We start from the raw sequence: 17,097 nt of genomic DNA, 5'->3' as shown, positions 1-17,097 counted from the left end.
GGTACTCATTGGTTCAGCACCGTCACTGCGGAGGCGCGCCGCAGCCGGAACTGGCCGGAAAGGAAGATCGGGTTCTTGTGCAGGCCGGTGATCGACTCGGTGAAGTCGCCGCCGACCAGGGTGTCGCCCCAGCCCGGTGGGTTGCGCCCTTCGGGGTCTTCGGCGACGAAGCGGAAGCGCATGTTGCGAACAATCTGGTAGGCCTCTTCCGCGGTGTTGAGGAACTGCGGATCCAGGTTGTCGTGATCGGGGTGGTAGCGATGCAGGAACGGGTTGGTCGGCAGGTTCGAGGCGATCACCAGGCTGCCGCCCACCTCGCTGCCCGGCCCGAAGTCGCCGTCCAGCTCGATCTCGTTGCCAGCGAAGTCGTAGGCGACGGTCGAGAAGCGCAGTCCCACTGGTTGCCCGTCGCGGTTGACCGGGCCGGTGTAGAGGCTGACCAGATTGGGATCGGTGATCAGCACGTGCCGACCCGGCTGGTCGACCTCGTTGAAGGCCGGGTTGATCGCGCTGGGCCGACGGGTGCCGTCCTGCCACATCTGGATCACATCCTTCAGCAGTCGCGCAGTGCCGCCGGCATCGACATGGATCAGCACGCGCTGACGGAACGGCCGCACCACCGGACGCGGCTCGCTGCCGCCGCGCTGGGCCTCGCTGACGGCACGAATCTCGACATCGCCGACCCACAGGCCAGCGTAACCGGCCGCAGCCGGCGTGCCGGCGGTGGCCGAACGGCGGAACGCAACCGGCTGCACCGTGTTGCCGCCAGCGGCCAGCAGCACGCGTTGGCCCAGCTCGTCGGTAATCTCCAGAACTTCGTCCATGCGGTCGGCGCTGAACCGGGTGCGCCGCACGCCCAGGGTGACGAACACGTCCCTGCCCGCTGGCGCATCCACCACCAGCGTTTGCTGCAGATCCGGCCAGCCGGTCTCGCCGGTCTCCTCATCCTCGTTGAGGAAAGCAAGCGGCATCCCGCCGCCGCCGATCCGGCGCAGCTGGAAACTGCCCGGCAGGCCGCTGAAATTGCGCAGCACCAGCCGGATCTCGTCGAGTGCTGCCGAGTACTCCAGCGACTCGCCCTGATCCAGCACGACGTGCAGCCGGCCCTGGTAGCGCGAACTTCCGTCGGTGTAGATCCAGTAGGCCCGACCCGGCTCGATCAGCGTCGAGGCGGGGCTGCTGACGCGCTGCCATTGGCCCGCTGCGCTGAGCGCATAGACAGGCTGACCCTGGTGCGCCTCGGAGGAAGCAAAGAAGTCGGCGAAGCTCGGCCGATTGCTGGCGGCGACCGGCAGCCCGGTCAGGGTGAATGCATTCGCCGTCCAGCGCGTGGGGCGGAAGCGCGGCGTGCCGCGGATCACCAGGTTGCGGCTGGTGCTGCCCTCCAGGCGCACCAGGTAGGCGGCGTTGCCATCGATCGAGAACAGGTTGGTCAGGAAGGACTCCGGACGCGGCTCAGGAAACCACGCGAACCAGCCGTCGACGTTCTCCAGCCCCTCGGCCGGATCGCGGATGAACTGCGCGCCGTCGGGGTCGGGTCGATAGCGCCAGACGCTGGCGACGGGCAAGCCGGCGAAGACGCTGGCGATCGACGCGTCGACCGGTTCCAGCTCGATGTGGATGGCGTTCCAGCCCGGCCGCAGCTCGATGGTCTGCTCAAGCTCGGCGGCGCGACTGGCGCCGGCAAACAGCAGCAGGAGCAGCAGGCACAGGCGGATCGAAGCAAGGCTCAGGGTGTGGGCGCTCATCCGCGGTCACCGGGCAGAGCCGGCGGCTGCAGGGGCTCTGCAGGGGCCGGCGGAGAAAGGGGATCAATCGCGGCCAGCGCCTCGTCGCGCACGACCGTGCGCACGCGCCCCAGCAGCTCCTCGCGGAACTCGTGCTCCATCTCGGCCAGACGCTGTTGCTGCAGGCCCTGGCGAATGCCATCGGCCAGCTCCTCGTAGCTGCGGCTGCGGCCTGCATCGACGTCAACGAGGCGGAGGACATACACCGCATCCGCGCCGCGCACCGGTCCGCTGAAAGCGCCGGGCGCGGGCAGCGCGCGCGCGGCGGCAAGCACGGCAGGGTCGAGGCTGCTGGCTTCCTCTGCCGGGGCAGCGTCAGCGATCCAACCGACGAGCCCTCCGCGCCAGCGGCTTTCGGGGTCTTCCGAGTAGGCGTTTGCGACGGCTCCGAAATGTGGCACCGACGCGGGCAGCTGCTGTGCCTTGTCCAGCGCCTCGGCGGCGCGGCGCTCGGCCGCGCGCCAGTCGTCGACGCCGGGGTTCGCCGGCAGCGCGAAGCGGATCAGCGCCAGCCGTCGGCGCGCCGGCACCGCATAGTCGGCGGCGGCCGCGGCATAGCGCGCCTGCACCTCCTCCTCGCTGATGCGAATCGCGGCCTGGCGCTGGCGCAGGCTGCGCTGCAGGTACTGGTTGGCCAGCAGCTGATCGACCGCGCGACGGATCTCGGGATCCTGGTCGATGCCCTCCTCGCGCGCTGCCTGCACCAGGGCCTGCTTGAGCACCATGTCGTCGAGCAGCGCGCGCTTCTGCTGCAGGTCCTGGTACTGGCCCGGTTGGCTGCCACCGCGTCGGCGCATTTCCTCGACGAACATTTCGGCGCTGATGTAGTCGCCCTCCACCTGCGCCACCCACTGCGCCGGCGGGCCTGCGAGCGCGGTGGGCTCGGGCGCCGGACCGCGCAGAGACCAGCCGCCGGCCAGACCCGCGGCGAGCATGGCGATGGGCAGCATGAACGTGGGCGTGCGGCGACGCGAGGATGACGCGCTCATCGGGAATCTCCATCGGCGACTTCGCCGTCGCAAGGATTGAAGGCCAGAACATCCACGCCGGCGCTCGGCCACCAGTCGCGCGCGCCCGGGATCGCGGCAATGCGCTGCGTCGCGCTCGGGCCGGCATCCAGGCGCAGACCCGCCTCTGCGGTGTGCAGGCGCGCAAAGCGCGCCTTCCAGGGCAGCCATTCGCCGGGCTGCTGCGCGCTGCGCAGGCGCAACCAGCGGCCGCTGGATGCCTGCAGCACTTCCAACTGCGCGAGCATGCGCCCGCCGCGATCGGGCGCGCTCAGCAGCACCCGTTGGCGGGCCTCGGTCGTGATGCCGGCCAGCAGCGGCGAGGCAGCGTCGATCCGCAGCCCACTGCATGCAGCAGCGAGCGAGAACATCGCTCCCGCCGTAGGCCTTGTCGCGCCGGGGGCCTCGAAGCCATCGCGGAACACGATGAACTGGATGACGTCCTCATCGACGGCCGTGTTGTTGCTGGGGTTGATATCGCTTGCCGGCGCCGTCGGCAGCGCGCTGGCGGTCTGGGTCAGCAGTGCGACGACGGAGGGATCGGTCTGCGGATCCAGACGCGCACTGAGCGCAAAGCGCACCGACTGGCCGCGCGCGAGGCTGAGCGACTGGCTGATGCCGCCGGTGCCGGAAGGCGCACAGGTGGCGCCGGCCTGACCGCTACAGGTCCAGCTGGCGTCAATCAGGCCGGCAGCGAGCGGCACCGCGACCTGCACCGACGGGGCCGTGACCGAGCCGATGTTGGAGACCAGCACGGTGTAGGTCGTCCGGTTGCCCGGCTGGATCGCATCGACGCCGTTACCGATGCCGACCTGCAGGTCGATCCCGGCCACCAGCGTGGTCTGCTCGACCGCGTTGTTGTTGGACTGCTGCGCATCCTGGCCATCGCCGCCACCGATCGAGGCGACGACAGTCAGCGTCGCCGGCGGGGCCGGAAGCTGCAGCAACCTCGCATCCAGCACGCGACTGCTGCCGGCGCGCAGCGTGCCAAGGTCGCAGTCGATTTCGTTGGCGCCCGCCGGCACGCAGGACAGGCCCAGCTGCGGCTGCACCGCGGACGAGAAGCCCAACCGCAGATTGACGCCGACCGCATCCGAAGGGCCGAAGTTGTCGACCTGCACCAGATAGGGCAGCGCAGTCGATCCGCTGGAATCGAAGGGGTCGAGCGGATCGACCAGATCCACCGCAAGGTCATGCCGCACGCTGATCGTATCGGTGTCGGTGGCGCTGTCATTGGCCCCCTGCGGATCGGTCGCGGCGCCCTGCACCTGCGCTGCGGCCGTGTTGGCGACGCTGCCGCGCGCCTCCGGAGCCACCTGCACGTCGAGCTCGAACACCGCGCTCGCACCGGCCGCGACCGCGACCACCTGATCGATGCTGCCGCTGCCGCTGGCCGGACAGCTGCCGGCGCCCTGCATGCGGCAGGTCCATTGACCGTCGCGAAGCTGCGCCGGCAGCAGGTCACGCACGCGCACCTGCGGCGCATCGCTGGGGCCCCGATTGTTGATCGAGATTGCATACAGGGTGCGCGCACCCGCGGTGACAGTGCTGACGCTGTTGGTTTTGCCGACCGCGACGTCTGCGACGGCGATGACGTCGCTGCTGGCGCTGGCCGTGTTGTTGGCGAGGTCGGGGTCGGTGGCATCGGGCTCCAGCACCAGGCTGACCGTGTTGACCAGCGCGCCCAGGTAGCTGGAGACGATCGGCGCGTCGATCTCGATGCGGAGCGTGCCGCCGACCCGCACTGTGCCGGTCATCGCCAGGCTGCCGCTGCCGGCGGCCGGGCAGCTCGAACCGGCGCTGGCCACGCAGGTCCAGGTCGCCCCGCTGAGCGCGCCCGGCAACACGTCGATCACCTGCATGCCGAGCGCGTCGCTGGGCCCGGCGTTGCCGACTTCGATCACGTAGCTGAGGCGCGAGCCCGCCACCGCCTGCGCAGGCCCGGTTTTTCTGACCGACAGATCCGACACCGCGCGGATGCGGGTGAGGTCGCTGCCCTCGTTGTTCTCCAGCGCCGGATCGATGCCCTCGCCCGGGCTCACCGTCGCGATATTGGTCAGCACGCCGCGTGCGCCGGGATGCACGCGCACCGCGTACTGGTAGCGCGCGCTGCCATCCACACCAAGATCCAGCCTGCCGTCGATGCGGTCGGGATCGGTCTGCCGATCGAGGCAGCGCGACAGCGCCCGCTGGCGCAGCACGCCGAGCCGACCTGCCGCCTCGCTGAGGTACAGGCGACCGGCGCTGTCGATCGCCCCCAGGCTGACCTCCGGCGTGCCGCTGACGGCCGCCGCGGGCGGCAGGCGGTAGCGCAGATCCAGCCCGCCGTCCGCCCAGTCGCGAGCGAACACGAAGAGCGCGCCGGCGCTGTCGGCGAGGTACAGGCGGGAGCCGGTGGCGTCGAGTCTGATATCTCGCGTCGTCGCCAGCTCGGGAATGCTGGAGACCACCGCTTGCGCGACCAGGCGGCCGTCGGCCTGTGGGCTCAGCCGGCTGATCGCCTGGCTGCCCAGCACGTAAAGCTGGCCGTCGCCCGGCGTCAGGACGAGCGCGCGCGCACCGGCGAGCGCCGCCATGCCCGGCTGGTCCTGACGCAGTCGGCCGCGGAACTGCAGCCGCCCATCACCGCCAATGTCGAAGCTGCTGACCGCCTGCGACAGACTCGCTGCGGCATACAGGCGACTGCCGTCGGCCGACAGCGCCAAGCGGCGCACGCCGCGGATCACGTTGCTATCGGGCACGATCGTGCCGAGGCCATCGGCGACGCGTTCGACAAAGGCGAGCTCGCCGCTCTCCGCGCTGCGGCTGAACACGGCGATCGCGTGGGAGCTGGACGAGGCCACGAAGACGAAGCGCCCGTCGACGCCAAGATGCACGTCGGCCGCGCCCTGCAGGCCAGCGACGCCGTTGACGCCGGACTGCAGCCGCTGGCCGAAGCTGTGGGCGCCACTGCTCGGGTCGTACCGGAGCATCACCAGGCTGTTGGCGCTGCTGCCGGTCACATAGATGTGCCGATCATCCGGAGAGAGGGCCACCATCGAGGCGCCGGCAAGCCCGGCCACGGTAGTGTTGCCCAAGGTGGCACCGTCGGCGATCACCTCGGGCGTGCCGGGCAGGCCCTGCGCATTCAGCGGGAACACGAGCAGCGCGCCTAGGCTGGCGTTGACGACGTACAGGCGCCGACCGTCGGCCGAGCGCTGGCTGGCGCCGATGCCGGCAATCGCAGTCGCGTCCGCAGGCGTCAGGCGCAGCAGATCCTGCACCGGCAGATTGGCGCTGCAGGTCCAGCTGCCCTCGCCCGCCACCAGACCGGCATTGGCCGCCGGGAAGATCGGCAGCGGGTCGAACAGTCGCGCCTGCAGCGCATCGGACACGCCGGCATTCGCCAGATCGATGGTGTAGGTCAGGGGCAAACCGGCCACCACCTCGCTCAGGCCATCCGTCTTCGTCGCCGACAGATCCGGCTCGGGCTGCAGCAGATCGGAGTCGGTGTCGACGTTATCGGGCGGGTTCAGCTCCTGGGCCGCGATCCGCGGGGTCGCTCGCACGGTGTAGTCGAGCCTGCCCAGAGCGTTGGGATAGATCCGGCCACCGACGCTGAACTCGACCCGCCCCGAGGCCTCGATGTCGACGTTGACTTCGCCGATCGGGCCGCTGCCGGCCAGCGGGCAGCGCGAACCGCGAGCGCGCGCCCACACGCCCAGACCACCGGCGCCGGCGCTAGCGCTGTACAGCTGCTGGCGATCCGACGCGCTGACCAGGCTCAGCCCTCCGCCCAGCGGCGGCTGCGCGCTGTAGCTGTCGAGCAGCTGCGGCTGATCCGGCTGCAGGCTGAACAGGAACAGGCGTCCAGCGGCACCCACGTAGAGGCGCGACTGGTCGGCCTCGAACTGCAGGGCATCGGGCCTGACGAGGCCGCTGATGCCGGGCTCGCCCTCACGGATCACCTTCGACAGGCGCAGTGCGGGCGTCCGCTGCGGATCGAAGACAAAGCCGGCAACGCTGTTGCTCTGGCCGCCCGCCACCCACACGGTGTCGCCGGCGAAGCGCAGTGCGCGCGGGTCGATCAGCAGGCGCTGGGGAAGCTCGAAATCCTGGACCAGGGCGAACGGGCTGAGCGCACCGGTGCTGGCATTGCGGGCGAACGCCGCCAGCGACTGGTTGCTGCCCGCCGCCACCAGCAGGTGGCCGGCGTTGGCGCTGAACTGCAGGTCGCGGATGTCGTTCAGCCCATCCACGCCGCCGACGCCCTGGCGCAGGATGCTGGCGGGACTGAGCAGACCGGTGCTGGCGTCGACATTGAACACGGCGATCGCGCTCTCGGCGCTGCCCGCCACATACAGGAAGCGACCGTCGGGGCTCATCCGCAGGCGATGCGCGCCACCGATGCCGTCGATACCGAGTTCGCCGTCCTGGTAGCGCGCCTTGAAGCTCAGGCTGCCGTTGCCGGCATCGCGGCTGAACACGGCCACCGAGTCGGAACTGCGCCCGGCCACGTACACAAAGCGCTCGTCGTTGGAGAGCAGCAGGTCGGCGGCGCCGCCGATCCCGCGCACACCGTTCTGTTCGTTCACCTGTACCGCCTCGACACCGTTCGGCAGCACCGGCAGGGACAAGCTGCCGGTCAGCGGGTCCCGACTGAGCAGAGCCACCGCACCGACGCCGCCCAGGCTGCCGCTGACGTAGGCCTGTCGGCCGAAGCCGGCGGGCACGATGGCCGTATAGCTGTCCAGGTTGCCGGCGAAGCTTTGCCGCAGATCCAGCGCACCGGCCTTGGGGAAGGCTTCGCAGGTCCAGGCGCGCGCGTACAGCGCGGCGGGCGCGGTGTCGGAGACACCAATGCCGACGCCATAGGACGGGCCCAGGTTGCGGATATCGACCCGATAGTCGACGCGTCCCCCAGGCAGGGCGGTGGCACTGTCGTCATCCACCGTGACAACGAGATCCGAGGCCGGCGACAGCACCGTGTTGTCATCGGTCGAGCGGTTGTTCAGCTCGTTGGGATCCACCGCCCCCGCGGCTGACACGCTCGCCGTGTTGACCAGGCGTCCGGTGGCGCTTTGGCCAACCACGCCGGTGGCGGTGAACACCACCTGGCCACCGACCGGAAGCTGGGTGATGACATCAATGTTGCCGTTGCCGCCGAGCGGACAGGTGGCGCCTCCGCTGGAGCTGCAGCTCCAGGTGACGGCGCTGAACTCGGGCGGGAAGGTGTCGACCACACGCGCCTGGCTGACCGCGCTCGGCCCCAGGTTGTCGACCTGGATGACATAGCTCACGGACTCGCCTGGCGCCACGCCACCGAGGCCGTCGAACAGGCTCTCGCGGTAGTCGAGGGCACCGGTCGACAGCGCGGGATCGGCATTGAGGCTGCGGTTGAAGCTGCTGATGGCGCTGTCCAGCGAGCCCACCGCATAGACGTGGGTGCCGTCGGCGGAAATGTGCAGATCGGCGGCGCCGTCGAGGCCCAGCACTTGGCCACCGCTCGGCGGGGCGGCGTCGCCGGCGCGGACGATGCCGGCGAAAACCGGCGCTGCAGTTCCGCTGATGCGGTAGTGCGCCAGGCTGCCGCCGCCGCTGCCGCTGGCGACGTAGAGGTGCTGTCCATCGCCGCTGAGACGGATGCCACGGGCGCCGATCAGGCCCTGCGCGCCTTCGATGCCTTCGCGGGCGATGCCGGCCACGCTCAGCGCGCCGTCGGCGCTGCTGCGATTGAAGCTCACCAGACCACCGCTCAGCCCGCCGGCGGCAAACACCCGCGCGCCATCGGCGCTGATGGCGAGGCCGACCATGCCGCCCAGGCCACCGATGCCGTCCTGACCGTTGACGTAGCGTCGCAGGTAGCTGAGCTGGCCGAAGCCGGCGCTGCCGGCGTTGGGATTGCGCGCGAACACCGCCAGCGTGCTGCTGGCGGCGCCGAGGGCGTACACGTGCCTGCCGTCAGGCGATACCGCCAGCGCATTGATGCCGGCGATGCCGTCAACACCGCCGACGCCGTTCTGCAGCAGACCCTGATAGCTCAGGCGCCCGTAATCGGCGGAACCGCTGTCGACCGAGCGCGCGAACACCGCGATGGCATTCGCAAAGCTGCCGGCGACATAGAGGTGTCGGCCGTCGGCGCTCAGCGCCAGTGCACTCGCACCCGCGAGACCGCTGACGCCGAACACGCCGTTCTGTTCGACCTCGACAAACTCCAGCTCGACCGGCGCCGGGCGGCGCCGGAACACCACGACGGTGTTCTCGATCGGGCTGACCGCGTAGACGTGGGCCCCGTCCGGGCTCGCCAGCACGCCGGACACACCGCCAAGGCCAGTCACCGCGCCCACGCCGCTGCGCAGGACGCTGACGAAGCGCAGCTCGCCGTTCTGCGCCTGGCCGGGCGCCTCGATGCGACGGAACACGCCGATCGCGTTGTCGGCGGGCCCGGCGACGAACAGGCGGCGGGCGTCGCCTGTCACCGCGACCGCGCCGGCCAAGCCGTCGAATTCGGCGAGGCCGTCGTCCTTGCGGATCGCGAGATCAGCCACCAAGGCCACCACGTCGGTGTCGGCGGCTGAGTTGTTTTCCGGCGTGGTGTCCTGCGGCGCAGTCAGCGTGACCGTATTGGTCAGACTGCTGCCCACGGCGATGCCGCTGCTTACGCGAGCTTCGATCTGGAAGCTCACGCTGCCGCCGGAGGCCACGCTGATCGGCACGTCCACCAGATCACCGGTGCCGCTGGCCGGGCACGCGCTGTCGGCTTCGCGGCGGAACGCCGCCAGGCCGCCTGCAAGCGCGCCATCGGCGCCGGGCGCGAGGCTGCCGGCAACGTAGACGTGGTTGCGCGCGCTGTCGACGACCAGCCCGGTCGCGCCCTCGAGGCCTTCCACACCGCCCGAACCGGATGCACGCAGGCCGAGAAAGCGCAGCGCTCCATTGCTCGAATCGCGAACGAACCAGGCCACGCTGCCGCCGGCCTGGGCGGTGACGTACACATGCAGGCCGTCGCTGCTGAGCGCGACCCGCCGCGGGCCCTGCAGGCCCTGCACCTCCGCCACGCCCTGCTGCAGGCTGGAGCCGAGAGTGAGCTGACCGAAGCCGCCGCTCTGCGCATCCGTGTCGCGGTTCAGCACCAGCAGTCGGTTGGCACCCGTCGCAGCCAGATACAGGTGCCGGCCCTCAGGATCGAAGGCAGCACCGGACGCACCGTCGGTGGGAAGACCGAACTGGGCTGCACCCCGCACGCCGCGGAAGCTGAGGCGTCCGCTGCTGCTGTCGCGGTCAAACAAGGCCACGCTGCCGGAGGCACCGGAGAGCGCGTACAGGTGCCTGCCGTCCGGGCTCACGACAAGGAACTCGACATCGATCAGCCCCGACACCGCAGCGCCAGCATCGCCAGCGTCGTCGACCCCTTCGCGTTCGCTTTCGACGTAGCTCAGCTGACCGCTCGCCGCGTTCCGGCTGAACACGGCGACGGCGGCATCGTTGGCGCCGGCCACATAGAGGTGCGCACCGTCGGCGCTGAGCACCACATGCAGCGCCTGATCCAGCCCGACCACGCCCTGCAGCGTCTGCCGCAGAGCCAGCACCGGCGCGCTGCCGCTGTGGCTGAGCTCGAAGACACTCAGGCTGTCGGATTCGCGGCTTGCCACGTACAGGAAGCGGCTGTCGGCGCTTACCGCCAGCGAGCGCGCTCCCAGCAGTGCGCTGACCGGGCTGCCGCCCAAGTTCTGGCCCTGGGCCACGCTGGTCGCGAGCTGGAGGCGGCCGTCGATCGCATCGCGGCGGAACAGCAGCAAGCGGCTGTCGAGCACGCTCACTGCCGCCAGATAGGCCGGCAGCGGGCCTGCACCGTCGCTGTCGGGCACCAGGGCCAGGCCGGCAACGCCGCCCAGGCCAGGCTCGCCGGCAGCGTTGTTGGCGTAGGCCGCGGTGAAATCGAGCGCGCCAGAGCCGGCGGCGGTGCAGGTCCAGCTGACCGAGCCCGGCTGGAAGCCCGGAAGCGCGCTGAGCCGATCGTTGATCTGCACCACCGATGAGGGCGTGTGCCGCAGATGGCTGGGGCCGGCGTTGCGCACCACCACCTCGTAGCGGACGGTTTCGCCGCCGACCACCGAGACGCGGTCATTGGTCTTGCTGACTGCGAGATCGCCGCGCGGGGTGAGTGCGGTGGCGTCTTCGGCGACGTTGTCGAGCGCGTTCGGATCATTGAAGCGCGCCGGCGCTTCAACGGCCGCGGTGGTATCGAGCGTGCCGGTCGCGCCGGCGCGGATCCTGGCTTGAACGGTGTACTCGAGGGTGCCGCCCACGCCGAGGTTGACGCGATCATCGATATCGCCGCTGCCGCCCGCGCTGCAGCTGGAGCCTGAGCCCACCGCAAACGAAGCGATCGCGCGATCACCGAAGCCGGCGGCGTACACGTTGCGGGAGTCCGGACTCAGTGCGACCGCGTAGACGTCGTTGAGCCCATCGACACCCTCCAGCCCGTCGCTGCGCGTCTCAAGTCGGCTCAGCCCGCCGTAGCCGGCGCCGCTGCGATTGAGGTCGCGATCGAAGACCAGCACGCTGTGGCCGAACTGGGCTGCGACATAAACGCGCCGCCCGTCGGCGCTGACCTGCACATCGCGCGGGCCGTTCATCCTCGACAGGCCCGGCTGGTTCCGGCTGTACTCGAAGGCCCGCGTCAGGCGGCCGAAGCCGGGGCTGGTGACATCGGTGTTCCGGCGCAGTACGAACAGGCGCGAGCTGGTCTGGCCCACCACGTAGACGTGCTCGCCGTCGGTCGGCAGCGACCCCTGCGGCATCGCCAGCGACATCAGGCGCGCGCCGGTCTCAAGCTCCAACGCCTGCACGAAGCTCAGGCGGCCGCCTTGGCCGGGCACCAGCGAACGGTCGCGGTTGAACACGACCACGGCGTTGGAGATCGAGCCCACGCCGAGCAGCTGACGGCCATCGCGGCTGACCAGCAGATCGCGGATGCCCGATAGCCCGCTGACGCCAGCGCTGCCGTTGCGCACCTGGCCCTGGTAGGTCAGCGCTCGGGTGGTCGGGTCGCGCGCGAAGATCGCGATCGCCGCCTCGAAGCTTCCGGACACGTATAAATGCCGGCCGTCGGGGTCCATCGCCATGCCCTGGGCACCCAGCAGACCATCGACACCGCCGACCCCATCGCTGAAGCGGGTGACGTACGTGAGCTGGCCGAAGCCACTGGCGGGCGCCTCACTGACGTTGCGCTCGAACACGGTCAGGGTGTTGCGATCCTCGCTGGTGACGAAGACGTTGCGTCCATCCGGGCTGACCAGGACGCGGCTGGCGCGGTCAAGGCCACCCACACCCCCGTTCGCACCGTCGACGTAGCGCGCACGAAACTCCAGATGATCGCCCTGGGTGGCGCCGTCGACGCCGCGACGGCTGAAGCGCTCGAACACGCTGAGCGCGCCATCCTGCAGGCTGACCGCGTACAGATGGCGACCGTCGGGGCTGACGGCGAGGTCGGCCGGCGACAGCAGGCCAGCCGCGCCGGCGACGCCGTCACGGTCCTGTTCCAGGAAGGCGAACAGCGGATCCGGCGCGCGCCGCGCATACGCATGAAGCGGTCGGCTGTTGCCGAAAGCATTGGCGACCAGCACGTGACGGCCGTCGCCGCTGACCGCCACGGCACGCGCTGCAGTCAGCCCCGGCGTGGACGGCGTGTTGTAGAGCACGCGCCCCTCGCTGAGCCTGCCGCTCAGGGTGTCGCGGCGGAAGCCCACCAGACTGCTGGCGCTTGCGGACACGCGGTAGAGATGTTCACCGTCCGGTGCGATCGCGAGGCGACCGTCACCCGCCAACGGGTCATCCGCCGAGCCCGGCGGAGCGATGGCGCTGCGGGTGTAGCTCGCCGACGCCGTCAAGCCTGCGTCCGAGTAGCCGAGAAGATCGAGCCGTGCCGAGGTCGCCGAGGCCGCGTACAGCGTTTGATTGGCCGGCACCACCGCCAGATCGACGATGCCGGCCAGACCGGTGCTGAAGGCCGGCCCCTGGGCGCTCAGGCGACCCAGCGGGCCACTGGCGGCATCCGTGTTGAGCGCGTACTGCACGATCTCACCGCCGCTGCCCGCCACGAACAGGCGCGAGCGACTGCGATCGAGGGCCAGCGCCGAGGCACCGGCCGGCACGGCCCCGGTGTGCAGGATTTCGTGAATCGGCAGGCCGCTGGCCGGATCACGGCGGAACACGCTCACCGCCGCCGGGCTGCTGCCGCTGACGTAGACATGCGTGGCGCTGGACACGATGCGCCGCGCCTGCGCTGGCACGCCGGTGGCGAGAGTTCCGGCATAGGACAGGCGACCAAAGGCCGGATCGGCTGGATTGCTGACCCGAGTGAAGCTGACCAGGGACGGCAGAGTCGGCCCGCTGGCCGGCCGCGTGAGCACGACCAGCAGCGAGCCGTCGGGGCTGAGGCTGAGATCGATGGGATTGAGCAGTCCAGCCACCGCCGCGCCGCTGTCGCCGGGGTCGTTGGCGCCATTGGTTTCGGTCTCGAGCACGCTGAGCTCACCAAAGCCCTGCCCGGGCACGGCATTGCGTGCGATCACCTGGATCGCGTTCAACTCCGGCAGCGCGAGGTAGACCTGCTCACCGCTTTCGCTCATAGCCAACGCGACCGCTTTCTGGTTCTGCAGCCCGCCGAAGTTGCCGAAGCTCAGGTCGCCCGGGATCGGGGTGATCGCCGAACAGCTCCAGGACACGTTTTCCAGCGAGGACGGGAACAGCGCGGACACACCTGCGCCGAAGGCGTCGTCAGGCCCATCGTTGCGGACCCGGATCGAATAGCTGGTGGGCGTACCGGGAATAGCCTCGCTGCGACCATCGGTGAGTGCGATCGACAGCGCCGAGACGCCGGTAAGGCCCGACACGGCAGTGGCCGAGGCGCTGCCGGCCGCCGACGTGACCGACGCCGTGTTGACCACCTCGCCGCTGGCGATTGCCGTGGTTCTCACACTCAGATCGATCTGCACCACACCGCCCGGATCCAGCCGAAGCCCTTGGCTTATCGGACCCGTGCCGCTACCAGGCGCGACGCAGCCGGTCAGGCCGGCCGCTTCCACCACGCTGCAGTTCCAGACGCCGGTGCTGCTGTCCAGCAGCAGGCTCCCCAGGTCATCCGTCAAGGTCGCGGCGCGCGCCACGCTGGGCCCCGCATTGCTGACCTGAATGCGGTAGTCGAGGGTGAACGGAGCGCCGTTGGCAGCTCCACTGCTCGGCTCGACCCCGTCCAGCACCTTGCTGACACTGAGATCGGCGCTAGGCACCAACACAGTGTCGGCATCGCTGCGCAGGTTGTTGGCCGGGACGCTGTCGATCAGGCCAGCTGGCGTCGCCGCTTCGGCGCTGACTGCGAGCGTGCCCAACGCGCTGGGGTCGAGGCGTCCGCTCAGGCTGAACTCGACCCGCGACTGTGGCGGCAGATCGACGCCCTCGTTGATGCTGGCGGCGCTGATGGCTGGGGTCGGCCCGGTCGTGCCGCAGACGCTGCTGTTGGTCGTGCAGCACGCCCCGTCGAAAGCGCGACACTGCCAGCGCGCGCTACCCGCCACAAAACCCGCGTCGCCATCGTTTGCGAGGATGGGAAGCGCAGTCTGCAGATTGACGTTGTTCGCGGTCAGGGTGCCGTTGTTTCGCACCACAACGGTATAGGCGTGATCCACACCCGGTACGGCAGACGTCGCACCATCGCTGACCGTCACCTCGATGTCGGTGCTGGCCTGCACGTCCACCGTGCTGCGGGCGCAGACCGTGTTCGAGCCGCTCAACGCACAGTTGCCCTCGCTCTGGTCGCTGACCCCCAGCCCGGACTGGACCCGCGCCAGCGCATCGTTGAGCAGACTGCCTCTGGCGTTGGCTCCGACCGTGGCGAAGACCTTGAGCGTGCTGCTGCTGCCGGCGCGCAGCAGGAACCCCTGGTCGGCGAAAGAACCATCGCCCTCGATCAGCTCGACCGTGCAGGACTCCGGCGTCAGCGAGGAGACGCTGCCGCCGTCGTCCGGACAATAGCGCCAGCAGGGCGTGGTCTGGCCATTGTTGCTGCAGGCGCCGGCGGCTAGGTTGCGGCCGAGCTGGCCTGACAAGGTGTCGCTCAGCAGGATCCCGGTGTCGCCCTCGACATTGCCCACATCGCTCGGGCCAAGATTGGTCACGGTGATGTCGTAGGTCAGCGCTCCGCCAGGATTGAGCGCGGCGGACGAGCTGGTCTTGCTGAGACCGATCCGCACCTGCCGACGCAGGCTGGCGCGCCAGGTGCTGCTGTTGTTGCCCGTGACCAGATCCGGCTGGTTGCCAGCGATCGCTGCGGCGATGTCGATGCTGCTGGCGCTTGCATCGCTGGGGTAGTCGAGGCTCAGCCGTGCAGTGAGACTGGTGCCGCTGGCCAGGCTACCCAGGTCCACGGCCAGCGTACCCGTGCCGGAGTCCGCCGTGCAGCTGCCCAGCGCCACGCAGGACAGCGTCGCCGCATTGACCTGCGGCGGCAGGGTCACGCTCAGCCGCGACCCTGTGCTCGCGAAATTGCCGTTGTTGGTGACGCGAATGTCCAGGGTGTTGCCAGTGCTACCCGGCGTGTAGGTGGCGCTGGGGTTGCCGACCGGCGACGCCGGCACGAACACCACGGCCAGATCGGCCTTCACCAAGGCGAGACTGGCGCCGCCGCTGTTGTTGCCTGGGGTCGGATCCGTAGTGCCCGCGGGGGCGGCGATGCTCGCCGTATTGGTCAGCGGGTCGGACTGAATCCCGGCGGCGATGCTGGCGGGAATGCCGAAGCTGAGGCTGCCCCCGGCCGGAATATCGAGGTCCAGGTTGAGGTTGCCGCTGCCGGCTGCGGGGCAGGTCGCGCCGCCCGACGCGGTGCAGCTGCGCGTGCCAAAGCTGGCGCCTGCAGGCGCGGTATCGGTCAAGGTGGCAGCGGTCACATCGCTGGGGCCGGTGTTGGCGACGACTACCGTGTAGCTCAGGCTGGTCGGCGCGCTGTAGGTGGTGGCCGAAGCCGTCTTCACTACCGACAGGTCGCTACGCAGGTTGCGCGTGCTGCTGGCCGACAGGTTCAGCGGGCTTCCACCTCCGGGCGTCACTACCGCCGGCACCACCAGCGGGCTCGCGGTCATCGATGAGGCATAGCGGGCGGTGATCGTGTAACTCAGCTCGCCATCTGTGCTGCTGGCGCGTGCGCCCACGACATCCGCGCTGCGGTTGAGGTTGCCGTTGCCACTGGAGTTCGCACAGCTGCTGCCCGCGCCAACGGCGCTGCAGGTCCAGGTGAGGGTGACCCCGGGCGGAAAGCTGGTGGTGATGGTCGGCGTGTTGGCCGCATTGCCGCGGTTGTTCACCACCAGTGTGTAGGTGGAAGCGGCGGCGTTGCCAGGGGTGTAGGTGGTCGGACCGCTGAAGACCGAGTCTCCCAGGTCGGCCTGGGCCCACACGGGCGCAGCCCAAGCCAGCAAGGCGAGAGCCGCCCAACGACGAGCAGCGTAAAGGATGGAGCGCTCTGGCTGAGCCACGGGCGAAATCCTGCGTTGTGCGCCGGCGAAAGGCTCGGCGCGCGGAATGCATCCGATGGGCGCGGCACGCCCATCCCCCGGAGTCGTCGCCTCACGACACTCCCCCTTTGCCGCCCAAAGCGCGAAAACCTGCCGAGCCCCCTCAGAGAGTTTTCGCTGCCTGTTCCGATCCCCCCAGATTCGAGGAGGGTGAACGCCCCGTGGGCGATGTCGTCTGCCCCTCGCGAAGATGAAGGGTGCTCATGACAGCGCGATGGCGAGCGAGGCGCCGCGATAAGGCGCCCGCGTCGCAACACGGATGAATAATCTCGCTGTTGAAAAGTGTGCTGCCTATCACGCACGAATTGCAATACCCCACGCGAACCCAACGTACAAGCGCGCGCATGCTTTGTCCGTCGCGCCGCGTGTCGATGCGGACTCGCGAGCCGAACTCTTGCTCGGCCTTGCCCTGGAGGCCGCGGGTGACGCAAGGCGCTGATCCCGTCTTCGCACCCGCTTGAACATGGACCACTTTCCCCCGGAGACCTGCTCGTCCGCTCCGGGCCACGCGATTGGCTTCATGAGCGGTGCCCTGGATGAGCGCGGGGGCTCTGCTCAGGCTCGAGGGCCCGATGACGCCCCTGGCCGGGCCTCACCCCAGCGCTGGAACGCGTGCTTGGCCGGCGTCGATGCGGGCCGACACGACGCCGCGACACAGTGTCCGTTTGGGGCGCTTACCGCTTGCATACCACTTCGGCAGAACCCTGAACAAGCGTGCTCCGCATCGCATGACACCGCTGACATAGTGTGACC

At 69.7% G+C, this 17,097-nt stretch carries 3 protein-coding genes; all 3 read right to left on the bottom strand.

Translation table 11 applies throughout. The features are described from left to right. Positions 1–5: 5 nt before the first annotated feature. Genes H4O13_05755 through H4O13_05745 form a run of 3 tightly spaced genes read right to left on the bottom strand, consistent with a single transcriptional unit; the run spans position 6 to position 16,305 of the window. Entirely contained in the window at positions 6–1,748 is a 1,743-nt protein-coding gene (locus tag H4O13_05755; protein MBE5314893.1) for a hypothetical protein, read from the bottom strand. Next, positions 1,745–2,776 carry a peptidyl-prolyl cis-trans isomerase gene (locus H4O13_05750; GenBank protein MBE5314892.1) on the bottom strand — a complete coding sequence of 344 codons (1,032 nt, stop codon included), beginning with the start codon at positions 2,774–2,776 and terminating at the stop codon, positions 1,745–1,747. The genes H4O13_05755 and H4O13_05750 overlap by 4 nt, the downstream gene beginning before the upstream one ends. Then, a complete protein-coding gene (locus H4O13_05745) occupies positions 2,773–16,305 on the bottom strand; it encodes a beta-propeller fold lactonase family protein (GenBank protein ID MBE5314891.1) in 13,533 nt (4,510 codons plus the stop codon). The genes H4O13_05750 and H4O13_05745 overlap by 4 nt, the downstream gene beginning before the upstream one ends. Between the last annotated feature and the right edge of the window lie 792 nt (positions 16,306–17,097).

The organism is Lysobacterales bacterium (genome assembly GCA_014946745.1).
Classification (GTDB): Bacteria; Pseudomonadota; Gammaproteobacteria; order Xanthomonadales; family Xanthomonadaceae; genus Aquimonas.
Note: the sequence above shows the minus strand (reverse complement) of the source record. Positions and strands in the feature narration are given on the sequence as shown.